This is a genomic window from Paenibacillus hamazuiensis (assembly GCF_023276405.1).
In the GTDB taxonomy this organism is placed as follows: domain Bacteria; phylum Bacillota; class Bacilli; order Paenibacillales; family NBRC-103111; genus Paenibacillus_AF; species Paenibacillus_AF hamazuiensis.
The window spans coordinates 4,617,626-4,636,014 of the sequence record NZ_JALRMO010000001.1; the positions used below are offsets into that span (position 1 = coordinate 4,617,626).

Genomic DNA, 18,389 nt, shown 5'->3' on the forward strand with positions numbered 1-18,389 from the left:
CTAACGCTTCTCCAGCACGATTCCGTCCACTTCGCTTTTTCGCCACTCCGCTAAGCCTGGAGAATCAGGATGCCCTTGGGCGGAAGCTCCGCTTCGCCGCTGAGGAGGGCGCCGGTGAGCAGATCCCTTTGCTCCCGCTCTCCGATATCGATCTTTTGCGGATGATCGGTGTGGTTCAGTATAAACTGGCAGCGGATGCCGTCCTTCTCGCGGCATACGGCTTCGACTCCCGGCGGAGCGGCAAGCGTAGGCGAAATGCCTTTATCCTCGCACAAACCTTTGATCCACTGCCGCATAAAATCGCGGCTCGGGTCCGTCGCGGCGTACCACGCCTGCCCTTTGCCGAAGCGGTGACGCGTTAAGGCGGGCCGGCCGCGGTAAAACTCTTTGCCGAATTCCGCAAGCGCTTCCGCCCCTTCGAGGTGAACGACCTCGCAGATCAGCCCGCAGTCGTACGATCCTTGAAGCTGTCCGAGCTTCCCTTTCATGACGATCGCGTTTTTTTGCTCCGGAAACAGCGCGTCGATTTCCTCGACCCATATGCCCAGCAGCCTGCGCAGCTCGCCCGGGTAGCCGCCCGGCGTCACCAGATCGCTTTCGTTTGCTATTCCGCTGTAAAACGTCGTGACAAATGTGCCGCCGCCCCGGACAAACCGTTCCAGCTTCCCGGCGAAACCGGGCTTCACCATGTACAGCACGGGGGCGACCACCAAATCGTAGGAGGCGAGATCGGTGCCGACATGAATGAAATCGACCTGGATGCCGTTTTCGTAAAACGCATCGTAGTATTTCTGGACTTGGTCGAGATATTTCAAATGAGCCGACGGTCCGCCGCCGAGCTCCACAGCCCACCAGTTGTCCCAGTCGAACAAAATGCCGACCTTGCTCGTCACCCGCGAGTCCGGCAGAAGATCGCCCAGGTGCCTCAGCTCGCCGCCGAGCTCCGCGCACTCCCGAAACACCCGCGTGTGCTCATGGCCGGCATGGTCGATGACGGCGCCGTGAAACTTCTCGTAGGCACCGAGGGAGCGGCGCAGCTGGAAAAACATGACCGATTCCGCTCCCCGCGCCACCGCCTGGTAGCTTCTCAGCCGCATGACGCCCGGCCGCTTTAACGGATTCACCGGCTTCCAGTTGATGACGCCGGGGCTTTGCTCCATCAGCATAAACGGAGCGCCGTCCTTCAGGCCGCGCATCAGGTCGTATCTCATCGCCATATAGCTTTCCGGCGTATGGTTTTCCGGATAAATATCGAGCGCGACGATGTCGAGATGGGCGGCCCATTTGAAATAATCGAGCGGCTTGTACGTGCCGTTCCCTTGAAAATTCGTCGTGACGACCGCATCGGGAATGATTTCCTTGATCGCACTGCTTTCGATCAGGTAACATTCCAGCCAGCTGTCGGAATTAAACCGGTAATAATCGAGCGTTATTCCCTGAAAAGCCGTCTGGTCGGAGTTGCCTCCCGACAGCCCCTCACTTAAGCCGCTCGGAAGAACGATCTCTTCCCAGTCGTAAAACGTGTGTCCCCAAAAGCGCGTATACCACGCACGGTTCAGCTCCTCCAAAGCGCCGTAACGCTTTTTCAGCCACTCGCGAAACGCCTTCTCGCAGTTGCCGCAGTAGCAGCGGATGCCGATTTCGTTGTTCACATGCCAAAGCAGCAGGGCCGGGTGATCCTTGTACCGCTCCGCGAGCTTCCTCGCCATTAGTCCGGCGTAACGGCGGAAGGTCGGGCTGTTCGGGCAGGAGTTGTGCCTGCGGCCGAACTTTCTTTGGCGCCCGTCGTAGCCGACCGTCAGGACGTCGGGGTATTTGTGGGCCATCCACGCCGGATGTGCCGCCGTGCTCGTCCCCAGGCAAACGCGGATCCCGTTTTCGTGCAGCTTGTTCATGATCTCGTCCAGCCAATCGAACCGGTACGTTTCTTCGTCCGGCTGGTTCAGCGCCCACGAAAATACGTTCAGCGTCGCGATGTCGATTCCGGCGAGCCGGAACAGCCGCATGTCTTCGTCCCAAATTTCCCGCGGAAACTGCTCCGGGTTGTAATCGCCGCCGTACATAATTTTCGGAAATTTCCGGCCGTTCATGATTCCACCTCCCGTTTCGGCGCCGACGCGGCAGCCGATTCCGCTGCTGCAATCGGCAGCGCGCGGGCTTGCAGCCAGCCGGCCACCCCGGCTGCGGCAGGCGCCTCCGGAGCCCCGGCGCGTTTCGGCAGCGGCCCCGGCCTCCGCTTGCTCAGCTTCGCCGGCGACAAATCTTTACCGCTAAACGGCTTCAGCCGTAAGGAAAATTCCATCTCCTGCGGAATCAGCAAGTACTTCTCCAGCGGCGGCGCTTCCCCACAGCTGTGGTTGCCGAGCGGCGCCTGCCGATAATCCAAGCTGACGATCGTTTCGTTTAAACGGACCAGATCGCCGGTATGCTTCGCATTGGCAAGAGCTTCCGTGCTGTAGTGGCTGACGCCGACAGCAAGCTGCGGCATGCCGCCTACAAACAACCCGACGCCGAGTTTGTTTGTCACCGCCGCCCAACGCACATCGGCTTTGCTGCCGTTCTCCTGCGGTTTGATATACGGCACGTATTGGTCCTGCACGAGGCCGCCGTATACGCCCAGGCGCCCGCTCGCCTTGCGGTCGGCGTAGCATTCGTGCGGCCCGAGCCCGAACCATGCGAACCGGTCGAACTCGCCGGGCATCGCCAACTGCAGCCCGAACCGCGGCAGTGGCGGAAGCTCCTCGCGCAGCGGCGCGATGCGGGCCGCGATCGTGACGTCGCCCGTGCCGTACACGGTATAGATCGTCTGCGCCGCAAAGCAGACGCCGAGCCCCGCCGCCCCTAGCGACGATTTCACCGTAATCTCTACAGCGCGATCCCCGTACAGGCGAACCGCCGCGTCCTGTACACGGACGGTCAGCATATCGTAGCCCGCCTTTTTCCATTCCTTCGCCTGTCGGGTATCGTTGTCGATCGTCGCCCTCCATAAATGGATCCTGGGGCCGGACGTCAGCAGCTGAATTCCGTTGTATTCGAAAGAGACCGGTTCCCCCCGAATTTTATCGAAGGCGATGGAAAAATCCTCCCCGGAGACGTGCAGCAGCTTCTCCGTTTCGTCCGTACGCAGAAGCGGCATCGCGTCCGGTGCGATCAGCGGCTGCTCCGCGTGCGCGGCAGCGGGGACCGGAAGATCGGCCCACGCCACCTCATGGCCCTGCGGAGCCCAAATTGTCGCCTTGCGCAGCGTAAAGCGGAGATGGAACCACACTTCTCCGCCCAAACGCTCCGGCTTCGTTTGGTACGGTATCACGAAGGCGGCCTCTTCGCCGGGAGGCACATCAAGCGCAGGAAGCTCGCCCTGCTCGACGATTTCGCCGTCGCACAGCAAGGCCCAATATCCGGCCAGATGCGCGAGCGTGCTGAAATCGTAAAGATTGCGAATGCTCACAAGCCCCTTCCGCCAATCGACGAGCTCCGCTTTCACCGGCTCGATCACCTTTTTCAGCTCGAGGATCGACGCTTTCGGCCTACGGTCCGGAAACAGCAGTCCGTCGATGCAAAAATGCCCGCTGTGCGGATGATCGCCGAAATCGCCGCCGTATGCGTACCACGTTTCGCCCGTTTCCGACGTTTGCCGGATACCGAGATCGGCCCACTCCCAGATCAGACCGCCGATGAGGCGCGGGTAGCGGTAAATCGCGTCCCAATACTCCTGCAAATTGCCGACCGAATTGCCCATCGCGTGCGCGAATTCGCACATCAGAAAAGGCCGCGGATCGTCCGTTTTTTCCCCTTCCGCGATCAAAACGTCCAAGGAAGGGTACATACAGCTGACGATATCGACGACCGGCGCGTCCTTGGCACGCTCGTAATGGATGGGCCGCGTCGGGTCGGCGCGCCTCACCCATTCGGCCATCGCATCGTGATTGGGCCCGTAGCCCGATTCGTTGCCGAGCGACCAGACAATGACCGACGGATGGTTTTTGTCCCGCTCCACCATGCGCCGCGCCCGGTCGAGGAACGCCTCCTTCCAGCGCGGGTCTTCCGCCAAAAAGCTCTCATTGCCGATAAAATGGCCGCCGTGCGTCTCCAAATCCGCCTCGTCGATGACGTACAGGCCGTACAGATCGCACAAATCGAGCCATCGCGTGTCGTTCGGATAATGCGAGGAGCGGACTGCATTAATGTTGTGCCGCTTCATGAGGCGAATATCCTCAAGCATCGATTCCAGCGGGATGGCAAACCCGAGCTCCGGATGGAATTCATTGCGGTTCACACCCTTCAGCTTCACAGCTTTGCCGTTGACCAGAAGCCGCCCGTCGCGAATCCGCACTTCGCGGAATCCGACGTTTACGCTCACCGCTTCCGATTGACCGCCCTGCCCATCCTCCAACTGCAGCGCCAGCGCGTACAGGTTCGGCTCCTCCGCCGACCATTTGCGCGGAGCCGGGACCGCGATGTCCACGTGCAGTAACTTCTCTTCGTTCGAAATGAGCGACGGCACCTCTTCGCAGATTCCTTCACAGACGGGCTTCCTCTCCGCATCCAGCAGCGATATTCGCAGCCGGTGCGGGCCGGCTTCGCGGTCTGCGTAATTTTTCACGTGAAGACGAAGCTTCAGCTTCGCATCCGCGAGCCTCTCATCGAACTCCGTTTGCACAAACAGATCGCGCATATGCACCTGCGGCACCGCTTTCAAATAGACGTCCCGGAAAATGCCGCTCAGCCGCCATTTGTCCTGATCCTCCAAATAGCTGCCGTCGCTCCATTGGTATACCCGCACGGCGACCACGTTTTCTCCGGGCACAAGCAGAGAAGTGATCCGAAACTCCGAGCGCATATGGCTTCCTTGGCCGTACCCGGCAGGCCGCCCGTTCACCCATACGTGAAAAGCCGAGTCGACGCCTTCGAAAGCGAGAAATACCTGCCGATCATCCCAATTCTCCGGAACGAAAAAGCTTCTGCGGTAACACCCCGCCGGATTATCGCCGGGCACGTGCGGCGGATCGATCGGAAACGGATAATAGCTGCTGGAGTAATGCGGCCGGCCGTATCCGTGCATCTGCCAGTTTCCCGGGACCGGTATCCGGCTCCAGCCGTCCGAAGAGTATTCGGGATCGTAAAACCGGTCGGGAGCCTGCGCGGCGCTTTCCGCATAATAAAACGCCCAGCTGCCGTTCAGCGAACGGTAATAAGGCGATGCCCCCCGTTCCCCTTCAAGCGCCGACTTCACGTCGCCGTAGGGCATGAGTCCGGCATGCGGCGGCTCCGTATTCCGTCCCAGGATCTCGATATTTTCCCAATCCGGGATCGCTTTATCCATCACGCAGTCATCTCCCGTTCCTCATTCGTCGTTTCCGCCGCATCCCGGAATCGCAGCGCGTTTTGCAGCACGAGCGCGACCACCCAGGACGGGTTCCATCTGTTGCTGTGTCCTCTGTGGTTCCAGTTCGTTTGGAAAAAACCTTCCCCCTGCTCCCCGGCAACGGTGAAGTTCCACTCGCCTGGTTTCGTGCAGATGCCCTGCCCCATCGCGTAGAGCATCATTTGCCCGAGCCGCTCGTACTGCGCGCTGCCTGTAAGCCGGCCGAACCGCCACAGCTCGAACGTCGGGAAAAATACGTCCAGATGGTGATTTTGCACGCTCACCCCCGGCCATCCGGCGGCGCGGAAGGCTTCATCCCTGAACTTCGATCCGCGGTCGTAGGCGGGGTTCCACATATATACGAAAGTAAGGAGCCAATCTGCGGCAATTTCCGCCCAGTCGCGGTAGCGCGTTTCGCTCGTGAGCAGGAACAGCTCGTAGGCGGCCAGAAAAAAATACATGCCCGCCTCCTTATCCTCGCACTTCGCATCGAGCGTGGAACGGGCGAACGGCCGATCGAACGTTTCGGCGTGCAGCTCATAATACCGCCGCATAACCGCTTCGGCATGCTGCAAATACCGGCTTTCCCCGGTGACCCGGTACGCTTTCGCGACGGCGATCAGGCAGGGCAGGCCGGCCGCCGTAATCATTTCTTCCGCCGGCCTGCCTTCCGGCAGCCATGCGGCCGGATACACGCCGCTCGGCAGCGCGGCGCCGAGGAAAAAGTCGGCCGACTCGCGGACGGCCTCTATCCATGCTGCCGGCAAATCCCTGCTGTGCCGCCGGAACAAAAGCACGATCTCCGCCAAATCGGCGATCGTTTCCCCCAGGGCGCGGCTCGAGACGGAGGGCTGCTTGTTCCAGCTAAAACCGTCCCAGCGCCCCTCTCCGAGCCGGTATACGCCGTGCCTTAAGCCGGGAACCCCGGTCCGGCTTTCGCGCACATAAAAATCGGCGGCCTGCCGGCACCTCAAGACGCGCTCCTCCAGGCCGGTTTCAAACCCCAGCTTGGCATCGCACCAGGCCAGCTTCAGACACTGCCCCGTCCAGCCGTACATAAAATGCAGCGGATGCTTCGATACGTTGCCGAAGTCGTTCGAGTCGGAAAATTTCACGTAACCGGCGGCTCCGCAGCAATCGGTTCTCCATCTGTCGTCCAGCGCATTCGTCTTGAGCCGGATCATCTCGTCAAGGGAAAGCGGCCTGGCCCCTTCCGGGGCGTACAGCTCTAATCCCTTGCGCACGATTTCGCGGAAGCCTTGACCGGGCCGCGCAACTTGCCCCCAATCAAGAGCGTATTCCTTCGTTAAAGCAAAGCCGGGGGAAAAGTCGGTATAGCCGCCGTGATACCGTTCGGTTTTGTTTTTGGCGATGCAGATCATGTCTTTCTCGCCGTTAAACATCAGCACGCCGCTCAGCGCGGCCAAGGTCAGCCGATGCTCATCCCGAATCGCACCGAGCGAGCCGTACTGCACCGATCCGTCCTCAAGCTCGAAATAAGAGGGAAGCGAAAACAGAGAGAGAAACCGCTCCTCGCCGTTATGCCCGTCCGTCCATTCCACGTTTACGCAGGGGATCGGCAAACGGTGCTCCTCGCAAATAAACCCTTTGCCCGGGCCTTCGCCAAGCCGGGGGACGGCCCTGGTCGGATCGGACGAAGGATTGTTGTTGTAGATCATATGGGGAATCGTCACCTTCTCTCCTTCCCGCCCCGGCAGCTCGAACAAGAGACCTACGGCCATATCGCGCAGCGTGCGGTCGGTGCGGTTTTCCCAGATCACGTGCAGGCCCAGCAAACCGCGCGGGTCGAAAGCCAGCTTTAGCGTAAAGCTTAAAGACTGGACCGTACCGCTGATTTGTATCGCATCCGCCTCTTGGGAGATTTGCACCGCCTCCGGTCCGGCTTTGCTCAGCCGCCATGGCCTGCCCGCCGAGCAAAGCAGCATGTCGCTCAAATATCCTGCGAAATGAGCCGGGTCTCCGTCCCCGTCCCGTAAAACGAGTCCGATTCCTTCAGGGGCAGCCGTAACTTCTGCCCGTCTTCGCCCGTTTCGGCTAACAATGGCGTACATGCTTCAGCCCCTCCTCCCTCGAGAATGGATAGTAAAAACCGGTCCAGCGTCGGATTGAAGCCGACTCTTCCCTCCAGCGGCAGGCACACGAGAACCAGCCGTCCTTGCCCCAAACGCTTCACGCCGACCAAAGGAAGCTTTCGTTTGCCGCCCGGTTCGTCCTGCGGATGGTATGCAAACAAGATCGGCTCGATTCCGTCGCCCAGCAGATGGCAGTTGCTTATGCCGTCGATCCGGTCGCTTGTCAAATTGTAAAAATAAGCGAAATCGTCGGGTTTTATCCATGCAAGGCCCGGATCGCCGGTTTCCGCCGACAAGACGTAAATTTGCCTAAGCTTCGCGGTTCCTATAACGGTGTCACCGACGTCCCACGGCCCGCTGTCGGGACCTTTGAGCACGAGCATCGCGGTCGCACCCGCCCGAACCCGTTCCAGAACCTGATCACGATGGCGATCGAACGTTTCTCTGGAGGATACGATCAAGGGACCCGACTGCTCCGCGTTCACGTCATACTGCCCGGCGGAAATACCGAGCAGCGAGCAGAGCAGCTCCGACTCCGCATCGAGAAACGCGGCCCGCCGCGGCTGCGGACGGCCCGTTTTGGCGAACGCTTCGAAGGAAAACCGTTCCTTGCTCAGCAAATTCCCGGCTCCGTCCAGCAGGCAAGCATCCATGTGCAGCGTTTGGCGGTCCTGCACGTGCGGCACGGAAAAGCGGATCGTTCCCGCATACCGCGACGTCGCTTCGGAAACGGAGCCGGCGATTTCGTAGCTGGCGAAGTCGCGGGTATCGTCGCGCAGCGTCGCCACGATGCGGCATCCGCCGAGCGGCCTCGGCGTATCGTTCAGAAGCCACGCTTCGATTTCCAGCGTCTCCTCCTCGTACACCTTCCATCTGTCGCACCTTAAATGGACGCGCACCGGCTTCAAGCAATCCCTGTACGTAAAATAAGCCGGCTTCGGAATCCGGTCGACGCCGACGAGCGCTTTCATCCAACCGGAAGGCCATGCGTCGATCAGCAGATGGATGGCCGTGGAAACGACCAGATCGGCCCGCCGGCGCCAAGCATCCGTCATCAGCTTCGTCGCCAGGCTTTGGTGCTTCTGGCTCGCTTCAACCCATTCGCGCATCGTCCGCTGCTCGGCAAACCAGTCGCCGTGCAGCGTGTACGTTTGCGAGCCGTGAATCCGGCTCGGCAGCCACGTTTCGTCGTTTTCCCCGGACGGAAGCCATTCCTTCGGATAACGGCTCATCATCAGTTCGATGTTGTCGAGACCTTCCGTGCCGTACTCGCCGCACCCGGCCTTCCAGCCTTTGCGGATGGCCGGCAAAAATCCTTTGTACATTTTGCCGACCGGGATCGTATTGTTCGTGTACCACATGTTATAGCAGTGAAAATCGGGCAATCCTTCGCGGGTGGGGGGATTGTAGTCCCCATCCGCGTTTTTGACCACACGATCGGGATTTTCGACAAAAATGGCCTGCCTCGCGGCGACGAAAAACGCTTCCAGCTCGTTCCGGTGCAAATGGCGGTGCCCTTTGCGGCGCTTTTCGGTGCGGGACGGCTCGTTAATGAGCGATACGATAACCGAGGATGGATGGCTGCGGATCAGCCTCTCCATCTCCGCCGCCTGGCGGACGCCTTCGACAAACTGATTGCGGCGGATAAAACCGAACGTCGGAAGATCGCATTGATGCATCATGCCGAGCATGTCGAAATAGTCGTAAATCTCTTCCTGAACCGGCCGCTGCGTAATCCGGTAAAAGTTCAAATTCGCCAGCTTTGCGATTAAAATATCGTCCGCCAGCTGAGCGAAGTCGTTTCTCATCACGCATTGCTGCAGATGGCCCATTTCGTTGGCGCCTCTCAGCAGGATCGGACGGTTGTTGAGATAAAGCGTTCCTTTCGGCTCGTTTTGTTCGTCCATGTGGAACTTCCGCATGCCGAAGCTGCGGTCCCGGCTGTCGATGCGCTCCCCGTCTGCGAAGACATCGACACGCGCCACGTATAAATACGGGGTTTCCGGCTCCCAAAGCCGAAACGACGGAAAATCCACCTTGTACCGGTAGAAGTTGATGCCGGGCCCGGCGTACGCGACCGGAAACGAGATGGGCCCGAGGCCTTCCCCGGCAAAATTTTTCGGCAGCACTTGTAAAGTGAGCTCGAAGTTCTCCATCAGCTTATTCGTCGTATTGGTCGCGTCGATCCATACTTCGACGAAATCTTCATCGATGTTCGGCCGGACAAAGATGTCCTGAATAAACAGCTGCGGGCGCTCTTCCAAATACACCCGGTTGTAAATCCCCGCGCCGTGCGGGCAATGATTCCAGCCGCTGTACGGGTCGTCCCAGCCCGGACCGGTCGCCGCATAAATTTTGTCGCCGTCCAGCCGCGTGCCGCCGACCCCCATCATCGGATAATCGTTGTGCACCTCGACGACAAGCGTGTTGTGCTCCCGCAAAAAATCGGTGACGTCGAATTCGAACGGAGCGAAAAACCCCTCGTGGCTGCCCAAACATTTACGGTTCAGGTACACCGTCGCTTTGTAGTCGACGCCTTTGAAAACGAGATAGACCCGCTTCCCCTCCGGAGCCGCATGATAGGCAAACTCGGTGCGGTAAAACCCCGTCCACCTGCCGGTCTCGCCGGTCGGCCCGCGAAAGTCGGGGATCGTCACCGTTTCCCATTCCCCCGCCCCTTCCAGCACGCGGCTGAACTGGGCATCCTCCGGCGTCTGATAGCGGAACTGAAACTGCGTAAAAGGCTGCCGGCCGCGCCTCATGCCGGGCGCCGGCGTCAAATTCCGCATAAACGGCGCGTACTTCTCGCGGAGCAGCTCAAGCTCTTCGTGAAACTGGGCGAGCTGCTCCTCGTAAGACGGGACCGCCGCATTTTCCGCTTTCGCCGGACCCGGGGTGAAATGTTTTTTCTCATAGGATATGGGGGGAATTTCCTGCAATTCGTATTTACTTCCGGGATGTTCGCGGAATGCGATTTCCGCGAACGGATCCAATGGCTTCGCTTTTTCCAATATGCACTCCCCCTCGACGGTGGCAAAGATCCGGTGAAAATATACCGCTGCGTGTACCGGATCGTACCTCCGATCGCTCTTGTTCACGGATTTCCTTATTTAAACGCTTGTCGGCGGTTGAAATCCGTTAAGAAAAGCTTCAGATCGATGCCAATTCGATGATGTACATCCGTGTTTAAGCGGAAGCTTTTCTTGCGAATCAGATGTTTAACGCCTTCCGGCTTATAAATTCTGATTCTACTACAAAGGCGACCGCTTACGCTTCTCCGGCACGATTCCGTCCCACTCCGCTATTTTCACCAAATCTTTAAAAAGATTCGGCAATAACCTGCCGACGTTATTTAATATCAACAATTTCAAAATCGAGAGTAAATCCTTCGCGGTCGGCGGAGTATATCCGCACTTCCGTATTGCCGAAGCGCTGCGTCCAGCGGCGCTCTTCCCCGAGGAAAGGGGCGGCGGCTTCTTTCACGCCGGCCTCCAGAAAGTCGTCCGTGACGATCCACTGCCCGAGGCCGACTTTCCCGCTGCTTCGCAAATAGCCCGGGCAGTCCTCGGGAAGCAGCCAGCGGGCAACGATGACGGTGCCCCCGTCCTCCGCTCTTTGGACGATTGCCTTCCACGCATCCAGGGAGAGGGAGGAACCGCCGGCGAGCACCAGCTTTGGCTTTCCGAGCTGATCCGCGCGAACCTGCTCGTCGAAGGCGAGCACATTGCCCACGGGATAAAATAACGGGTGAACCGGCCTGCTCCGGCCGGACACATACCCTTGTTCCAGCGGATATTTTTCGTAAGGCACTTCGCGTTTCAATTCATGTCGCGGAAACTCGAAGCCGGGTATATGCATGCAGCCGCCGTGCGCCGGGATCGTTCCGCGGCTGAGCAGGTGCCAGATGTGAAAGACGCTGGACGAATGTTCTTCGCCGGCAAGCTCCCGGTTGCCGAATAACCTCTCGTTTTGCCCGTAGTTGCCGTCATCCGAATGAATGACTGCGATATCCGGGTCCGCCTCTAAATGCGACCAGCCGAGCGGATGTTCGGGGACGAATTTGCCGGTGAACTCCTTCCACACTTCGCCGAATTCGGTCGCTTCGAATCCTGCCGGCGTATGCCGCAGCAGCACGTCGATATTTTCCGCGAACAAATGCGTCGGCCCCATCAGGTAGCCCATTCTTAGCGCCGATGCGAACTCCTGCGGAGAATGGCCGGGAAACCCGTGAAACCGGGTAAACCACGCGCCCGTGTCCGGCCCCCACAAATCGGCGCAAATCCACAGCGCCCTGCCGTATTGTTTGGCCGCCCCGAGCGCGGTTGACAGCTGCAGCGACTGGAACGATTCCTTCATGATTTTCGGGCATACGTCCATTCCCGCTCTTGCAAACGTATGGAACATCGTCGGAAACACATGCTCCGAAACAAGCGGAATCGCTTTGCCCGCGGCCTCCGTCTGTTCCGCCACGCGCCGCACATGCCGGACGCGGGCTTCCGCAGCTTGCCGCACCTTATCGCGGGATGCCGCCAGGCTGAGGCCGTCGGTGGCTCCCCAGTGCGGAAACCAGCCGTCATGCCGGTATTGCCCGGCATTGATTTGCAAATGCTCCGGCTCGTCGTACAGCAGCCCGATGCACCTCCCCGAACGGGCCGCCTGAATCACCGCTTCGTCGGGGACGTCGTACCGGTTCGTTCCTTCCGCCCACGGGCCGTTGATGTTGCCGTATTCGTTGCCGAGGCAAATGTCCATACCCGCGTTCGCGATATCCGCAAGCAGCTCTGAATACCCTTTCATTTCGGGGATCACGTGATGAACGTAAAAGTCGGCCCCTAGTCCTCGCAAGGCGTGGACAAACGATCCCGGCTCCGGCTTCGGATCCTGCGAAGGGCAGACGCTGCCCGTTCCCGTCCGCATAATTCGCTCCGACGCCTCTCCCGCCCACGGGTCCTGCCAGGCGACGACGGGGCCCTGAATACCTAATTTCGGTCTACCTAATTTCGGCTTGTGCACCTTCATGATCGATCACTTCCCGGCCGCATGATGAAAAGCTTTCCGGACCAGCTCCAGGCATTCCGCCGTTTCCTCCGGTTTGGCGTGCTCCAGAATGAGCGGCACATCAGGCAAACGTTCGGCCAGAAGCGCCGCATATATGTTCCAATCCGCCTGCCCGGCGCCCACCCTCGGCGTCGTAAAGCCCTCCTCGCCGTAGAGCGAGTCTTTGGCATGGGCAACCGGGGAGTGCGCCCCGATCCGCTCGAAAATGTTCGCCATCGCCGCCTGCTGGGCACGCGAATGCAAATCGTCCTGCGTCAAATAGTTGAACGGATCCATCACAAGACCGAGCCCTTCGCTGCCGAGCCGCCCGATCATGTCCGCCGCCTGCTCCGGCGTCGCCAGCACATTAAGCGCAAACCCTTCGATAAGCAGCACAGCTCCGTTTTTCGCCGCCCGGGCGCGCAGCCTGTCGACAACACGCAGCAGCTCATCCCACGCTTCCGGGGTCCGGTTTTCCTCGCAATCCTTCCAGGAGTTGGTCGGATGCAGGCTGCCCGTCTCCGTCGCGATATACCTTGTTCCGTAAGCCGAACATAGGTCGATCATCTGCTCCAGCTGCTGAAGTTTTTGCTCCCTTTTCGCCAAATTCGGGTTCATCAAATTCGTATACCCGGAAAGGCCGACAACGGAAATTCCCGCGTCTTCGAAAAGTCCCCGAATCTTTTCGGCCCGCTCCGGCGACAGCGGCCTCTCGTCCATTACCTGCACCGCCTGCCGCGGATCGAACTGCACATAAGCGAAGCCGTGCCGGCGGGCCTCTTCGGTCATCGCTTCCGCGCTCCAGCCCATATAGTTGTAGCTCATAAAACCGAGTCTGTTCATTCGATCCCGCTCCTTTTCAGGATGTCCGCCCTTTCGACAACGCAGCCTTCCTGGCTGGAGACGACCATCGCGGTCGTCATGGCGACGGTCTGCAGGTTGTCTTCCGGCGTAACCGGCGGAGGAGAGCCCTGCTCCGTAGCGGCGATGAAGGCGATCATCGAACCGGCGAACGCGTCCGGGAACCAGCTTCCTTTCAGCTTGATCTCGTGGACGACGTTTTTATGCTTGTTCAGTGCCATATACAAAGTGTCCTGCGTGCACCAGACGCTGCCCTCCGTGCCGTCGATCCACCAGGTGTGGCTGTGGGAACGGCTTGCCTTGACGATATTGTTAAAATGCAGCGAAGCCATCAGCCGATTTCGCCCGCCCTTCGGGCCGAACTCGACGTTCGCCGAATAGATCAGCGGGTCCACCGCGTTTTGCTGCCGAAGCTGCGCCGTCGTGCAGTGCACCCGGGACCATTCCTCTTCCGGATAAGGGTTGAAATAACGGCACAGATCGACGTAATGCACCCCATGATCGACGATGTTGAAATTTTTCATCGTCGTCCACCACCAGCCCGGCTGGTCCTGAAACGAACGCATGTAATGGTGAATGCTGTATATTTTTCCGAGCAGCCCCTGCTCCAGCGTAAGCTTCAACGCCTTGTGGGCCGGTGCCCAGCGCGCCTGCTGATTGACGCCGAGCGTGATGCCGAGCCACTTCGCCTCCTCGCTGAGCTTAAAGGCATGCGCCAGATCAAGCGCAAGCGGCTTCTGGCAGAGCACCGGCCTCGGCGCCTTGCCGATCAGCCTCAGCACTTCGAGCCGCGGCTCCGGGTGAATCGCCAAATCGATGACGCCGACATCCTCCCTCTCGAGAAGCTCGCTTACATTCGTCGTCCAGAACGGGATGTCGAACTTTTCCGCCGTGGCGCGCGCCGCTTCCTCATTGACGTCGCAGCAAGCCGCTATATGCAGGCCGTACTTCCGGTATGCGGGCAAATGCGCCGTATTGGCGATGCTGCCGCACCCGATCAGGCCGATTCCGTATTTCGCCGTATCCGCAATCTGCTTCTTGCTTGGCAAATAATCTTCCGGTCTTATAAATTCCATAGTCTCACCTCTAACCCTAACATTACACTACTGCCAAAAAACATTTATAGGCGGTTCATGCTATTTTGTAGGGATGATTCGACCACGTTCGCATCGGCAGAACAAGCAAAAAACCGTCCGGGCAGCCGGACGGCATTATTCGTATTGCGGGTCTTCACCCCTCGTCTTGCACCTTGATGGCGGTCTTGTCGGACGGGTCCCAGCGGAACGGTGCTTTGCCCTTAAGACGCAGTCCCCCAACCCAATCGTCCGGTCCCTTTAAGGCTGCCCAATCTTGTTTTTCATCCAGAACGTTCCTCCCAAGCTCCGTCAAAGAAACGGCGCATTCGTGGAATGAAGATTCCGGATTGTTGAAATCGGGAAAATTGACCGGCCCTCGAATTGAAATTAATGGATAAGGTTCTTCCGACATTTTCGCCAATCGGTACCAATATTCCAAGTCCCCCGTACCAAGAATGTTCAATTGGTTGCCCACTTTTTGGAAAAGCTCGTACGGCTTTAACGTTCCGCTTGCGAGCGTCTCCAAAGTCGCTTGCTCTATGATGCCCAGCCCATTGCGGGCGGACGGAAGCCGGGACAGATGAGCTTCGAATGCGTCGCGAACGAAAGGCAGAATGGACGTATCCAGACGAAGTACCCCGTTGTGATCCTCTATCTCTGCCGAAGAATAAGCCCCCCATATTTTGCTCCCCAGTTCAAGTTCCTTTCGTCCGACAAGCTGCCAAGTGCCGGACAAAGCCGCCAATTGCTTTGCCGTAAGCTGCCCCAGCCCCCTAAATAACTCGATTCCCGGGTACGCTCCGATACACAATAGACTCAGCTTTGTTTTGCCCAACGCTCGCTTGGCAAACCAATGGAGCAAATAACACAACATCGTCTGATCGAAAAGATCGTGCTCAAACCATAATACGACTTCTTCGTACTTCTTAAAGTCCTGCAGTTTTTTTTCCTGCGTCCTGCATATTTCGATATACTCGGCCTGCGGTATTCCCATAACCTGTTCCAGATACCCGGCCCTTGCCGCCCGGTTGCTTTCGTTTTCCATATCGCCGAACACCGGGCCTACGGGGTATATTTCCCTCCATACCAAAATATCTCCCTCAACTCCCCCTTGCCTTAGCTTGTCGGCAACGGTATCTCCGTTAACGATATGAAGCATATTTCGCGCCTCCTTTCATCCATGTTCTTACTATATAAGTGCCGCGGCAAAATAAAAAGGTTACGATGCGACGATCCACCTACTATATGAACGGGTTGCCGTATAGCAGGCCGGCCCGGAAGCTTTTATGATAGAGAAAACTGTTTTTCCAAGAAGGTGGATTTGTGCACCGCATCGCAAGAAAAGTAAAGCTCAGCTACAGGGGCAAGCTGGTTGCAACCTTCGTACTCGTCGCTATTCTGCCGCTTCTTTGCATGCATTATCTCACCTATATCAATTCGACGCGGGCCATGAAATCCAAAATTAACGAGCTGGTGAACTATACGCTGATCCAGACGAATAAAAACCTGAACGCCGTCTTGTCCGACTACGAAAATGTGCTCTATCAGGTCGTCGTCAACGAAGATGTGATCGCCGCTACCAAAAAAATGGTCCACGGCTCCGATTTCGAGCAGCTTGCCGCTTCGGACCAACTTTTGCAAACGTTTTCCGGTTATGCCAACTCCAGAGACGGCATACGCGGATTCACCTATTTCGATAAAAACGGCAACGTGCTCGTCTCTTACGACAAGATAACGGATTCGTTATGGAGCCGGGACAAGACGCCGTTTCTGCTCGTGATGAAGCTCAATGCGATCCGGCAAAATCCGCTGATCACCGTTACGGAACCGGTCAGCAGGGATGGCAAGGACGACTACATGTTTCATATCGCCCGCAGGCTATACGGCATTACGTCCGAACGTCTGGAGGAAATGGGTTACCTGGTCATGACGTTGAAGGAATCCGTTCTTTCCGATGCGTGCAGCCTGACGTTGATGGACATGCCGAACGCCGGGATCAGCGCCAATTTTTTGATCGATCCCGCCTTGAATATCGTGTCTTTCCCGGATAAACAAAAGATCGGAGCGCGTTTTTCCGACATTTTGGGCGTGAAGGAATTCAGCAAGGACCGTCTGCCCGACCAGGCTTCGGTGCTGAACCGTTCTTCCATTCTCAACTACTACCCTAACGAAAAAACCGGCTGGACCATCGTCAGCATGACGGGAGAGGCGAATATGTTCGGAGAAATGTACGCGATGCAAAACATGAACCTGTGGACGGGATTTGCGGTACTTCTCGCCTCCACGCTGCTCATCTATTATTTTTCCGGCCTGCTGACGCAGTCGATATCCAAAATCGTAAACGCCATGAAGCAGACGGAGCACGGCAATCTGAACGTCAAAATCGACGATGCCGAAGGAGATGAAATTTCCATTATCGCCTCCAGCTTTAACAAAATGATGACCACGGTGAACCGGCTCATGGAGGAGACGAAGCTTGCCGTACAAAAGCAAAAGGAGTCGGAGATCCGTTCGCTGGAAGCACAGATCAATCCGCATTTTTTATACAATACGCTCGATTCGATCAACTGGATGGCCATTGAAAAAGAGGAGTACGAAATCAGCCGGATGCTGAAGGGCCTCGCCCACATCCTCCGCTACAGCATAAGCCACAGCAACCAGATGGTGCCGCTTGTGCAGGAGCTCGAATGGCTGGAGCATTATTTGTTTTTGCAAAAAACCCGCTTCAACGATGCGTTCCGGTATTTCATTCATCTCGATCCGGCCGTCAAGAAAGCCAAAATCTATAAGCTGCTGCTTCAACCTTTTGTGGAAAATACGATCATTCACGGCTTTGCAGGAAAAAAATCGGACGCGGCTCTTCATATCCGCTTTTTTGCGGGGGATGCCGGCTGCCTGCGCATAGAAATCGAAGACAACGGCTGCGGAATGAATGGGTCCGCCGTTAGAGCCGTAATGGAAAGAGGGGCCCGCGAGATTGCGGCGGGTAGTTCCGGGATCGGAATCCGCAATGTCACGGAGAGGCTTTACTTGTATTATGGAGAGCGCGCGCAGTGCACGATCGAAAGCGAGCCGGGGACAGGCACCAAGGTCATCCTGACGGTCCCTTTTCAATCTGCGTTTGAGGAGACGGTGAAAAATGAGAATCGTAGTTGTGGAAGATGAGGAAAAAACGCGTCAAGGCATCGTACGCCTGCTTGGCAAACTGAGCGGCGCCTATCGGGTCGTCGGAGAATGCGAAAACGGCCTCGACGGGGAAATCGTCATTCGCCAGGAGCTTCCCGATCTCGTCATCACCGATATTCGCATGCCCATGATGAGCGGAATCGACATGCTGGAGCGTTTGAAGCTGTGCGGCACTATTCCAAGAACGATCATCCTGAGCGGGTATTCGGAATTCGAATACGCGCGTAAGGCGCTGCAGATCGGCAGCGTGATCGAGTATTTGCTCAAGCCGATTACCGTTGGCGATCTGAAGGATGCCTTGCTTAAGGCGGAGCAGGATTTGACGGGACGCCCTGAACCGGATCTGCCGCAAGATCAAACCGGCACAGACAGCGGGCAATGCCATCAGTCCTGCAGTCTGGTAATCCATAAATCGCTGAAAATCATTCGGGAACAATATCAAAGCGGAATTACGTTGGAGGAGCTCGCCCACTCCTGCGGCATTACGCCGGAATACCTCAGCTCTTTGTTTCAAAAAGAACTGGGCGTGTCATTTACGGCCTGCCTGAAGGAAATGCGCATCAAAAAAGCGAAGCAGCTGCTGGTTGGAACGAGGCTTAAAGCGTTTGAAGTGGCGGAACGGGTAGGGTACCCGGATGCCAAATATTTTTCCCGCGTGTTCAAGGAGTCAACGGGCTTAACGCCGGGCGAATTTCAGAAGCTGTACAGGTAGCGGCTGCTCTCCTCCCCCTCCCCATTAAAGCGTGGTGAAAACAGCGGAGAGGGGCGGAA

General features: G+C 57.7%; 10 protein-coding genes. 2 read left to right on the forward strand and 8 right to left on the reverse strand.

Annotated elements, in window-relative coordinates; translation table 11 throughout:
• Window positions 1–50: 50 nt before the first annotated feature.
• From MYS68_RS19985 to MYS68_RS20020, 8 genes are all read right to left on the reverse strand, one after another.
• Window positions 51–2,090: a beta-galactosidase gene (locus MYS68_RS19985; RefSeq protein ID WP_248927538.1), complete on the reverse strand. Its 2,040-nt coding sequence runs from the start codon at window positions 2,088–2,090 to the stop codon at window positions 51–53.
• The gene (gene lacZ, locus MYS68_RS19990; protein WP_248927539.1) at window positions 2,087–5,323 is read right to left on the reverse strand and encodes a beta-galactosidase, LacZ type; all 3,237 of its coding nucleotides are present in this window, start codon (window positions 5,321–5,323) and stop codon (window positions 2,087–2,089) included. The genes MYS68_RS19985 and lacZ overlap by 4 nt, the downstream gene beginning before the upstream one ends.
• Window positions 5,323–7,428 (reverse strand): hypothetical protein, encoded by a 2,106-nt coding sequence (locus MYS68_RS38870; RefSeq protein WP_248930960.1) that lies wholly within the window; start codon window positions 7,426–7,428, stop codon window positions 5,323–5,325. Before MYS68_RS38870 ends, lacZ begins: the two co-directional genes overlap by 1 nt.
• Window positions 7,317–10,469: a glycoside hydrolase family 2 protein gene (locus MYS68_RS20000; RefSeq protein ID WP_248927540.1), complete on the reverse strand. Its 3,153-nt coding sequence runs from the start codon at window positions 10,467–10,469 to the stop codon at window positions 7,317–7,319. Before MYS68_RS20000 ends, MYS68_RS38870 begins: the two co-directional genes overlap by 112 nt.
• Window positions 10,470–10,806: 337 nt before the next feature.
• Entirely contained in the window at window positions 10,807–12,477 is a 1,671-nt protein-coding gene (locus MYS68_RS20005; protein ID WP_248927541.1) for a hypothetical protein, read from the reverse strand.
• A gap of 6 nt (window positions 12,478–12,483) precedes the next feature.
• Window positions 12,484–13,338: a sugar phosphate isomerase/epimerase family protein gene (locus MYS68_RS20010; protein WP_248927542.1), complete on the reverse strand. Its 855-nt coding sequence runs from the start codon at window positions 13,336–13,338 to the stop codon at window positions 12,484–12,486.
• Window positions 13,335–14,432 carry a Gfo/Idh/MocA family protein gene (locus MYS68_RS20015; protein WP_248927543.1) on the reverse strand — a complete coding sequence of 366 codons (1,098 nt, stop codon included), beginning with the start codon at window positions 14,430–14,432 and terminating at the stop codon, window positions 13,335–13,337. Before MYS68_RS20015 ends, MYS68_RS20010 begins: the two co-directional genes overlap by 4 nt.
• Window positions 14,433–14,586: 154 nt before the next feature.
• Complete coding sequence (locus tag MYS68_RS20020; protein ID WP_248927544.1) at window positions 14,587–15,591, reverse strand: DUF1835 domain-containing protein; 1,005 nt, start codon at window positions 15,589–15,591, stop codon at window positions 14,587–14,589.
• Window positions 15,592–15,755: 164 nt separating this feature from the next.
• Here MYS68_RS20020 and MYS68_RS38875 point away from each other — a divergent pair, with 164 nt between their 5' ends.
• Window positions 15,756–17,597 carry a cache domain-containing sensor histidine kinase gene (locus tag MYS68_RS38875; RefSeq protein ID WP_248927545.1) on the forward strand — a complete coding sequence of 614 codons (1,842 nt, stop codon included), beginning with the start codon at window positions 15,756–15,758 and terminating at the stop codon, window positions 17,595–17,597.
• Window positions 17,572–18,330 (forward strand): response regulator transcription factor, encoded by a 759-nt coding sequence (locus MYS68_RS20030; RefSeq protein ID WP_248927546.1) that lies wholly within the window; start codon window positions 17,572–17,574, stop codon window positions 18,328–18,330. Before MYS68_RS38875 ends, MYS68_RS20030 begins: the two co-directional genes overlap by 26 nt.
• Window positions 18,331–18,389: the final 59 nt, after the last annotated feature.

Excerpts from the sequence above, each read along its gene's own strand:
- lacZ (WP_248927539.1), bottom strand. The coding sequence starts at position 5,323 with ATGGATAAAGCGATCCCGGATTGGGAAAATATCGAGATCCTGGGACGG.
- MYS68_RS20015 (WP_248927543.1), bottom strand. The coding sequence starts at position 14,432 with ATGGAATTTATAAGACCGGAAGATTATTTGCCAAGCAAGAAGCAGATT.
- MYS68_RS20010 (WP_248927542.1), bottom strand. The coding sequence starts at position 13,338 with ATGAACAGACTCGGTTTTATGAGCTACAACTATATGGGCTGGAGCGCG.
- MYS68_RS20005 (WP_248927541.1), bottom strand. The coding sequence starts at position 12,477 with ATGAAGGTGCACAAGCCGAAATTAGGTAGACCGAAATTAGGTATTCAG.
- MYS68_RS19985 (WP_248927538.1), bottom strand. The coding sequence starts at position 2,090 with ATGAACGGCCGGAAATTTCCGAAAATTATGTACGGCGGCGATTACAAC.
- MYS68_RS20030 (WP_248927546.1), top strand. The coding sequence starts at position 17,572 with ATGAGAATCGTAGTTGTGGAAGATGAGGAAAAAACGCGTCAAGGCATC.
- MYS68_RS20020 (WP_248927544.1), bottom strand. The coding sequence starts at position 15,591 with ATGCTTCATATCGTTAACGGAGATACCGTTGCCGACAAGCTAAGGCAA.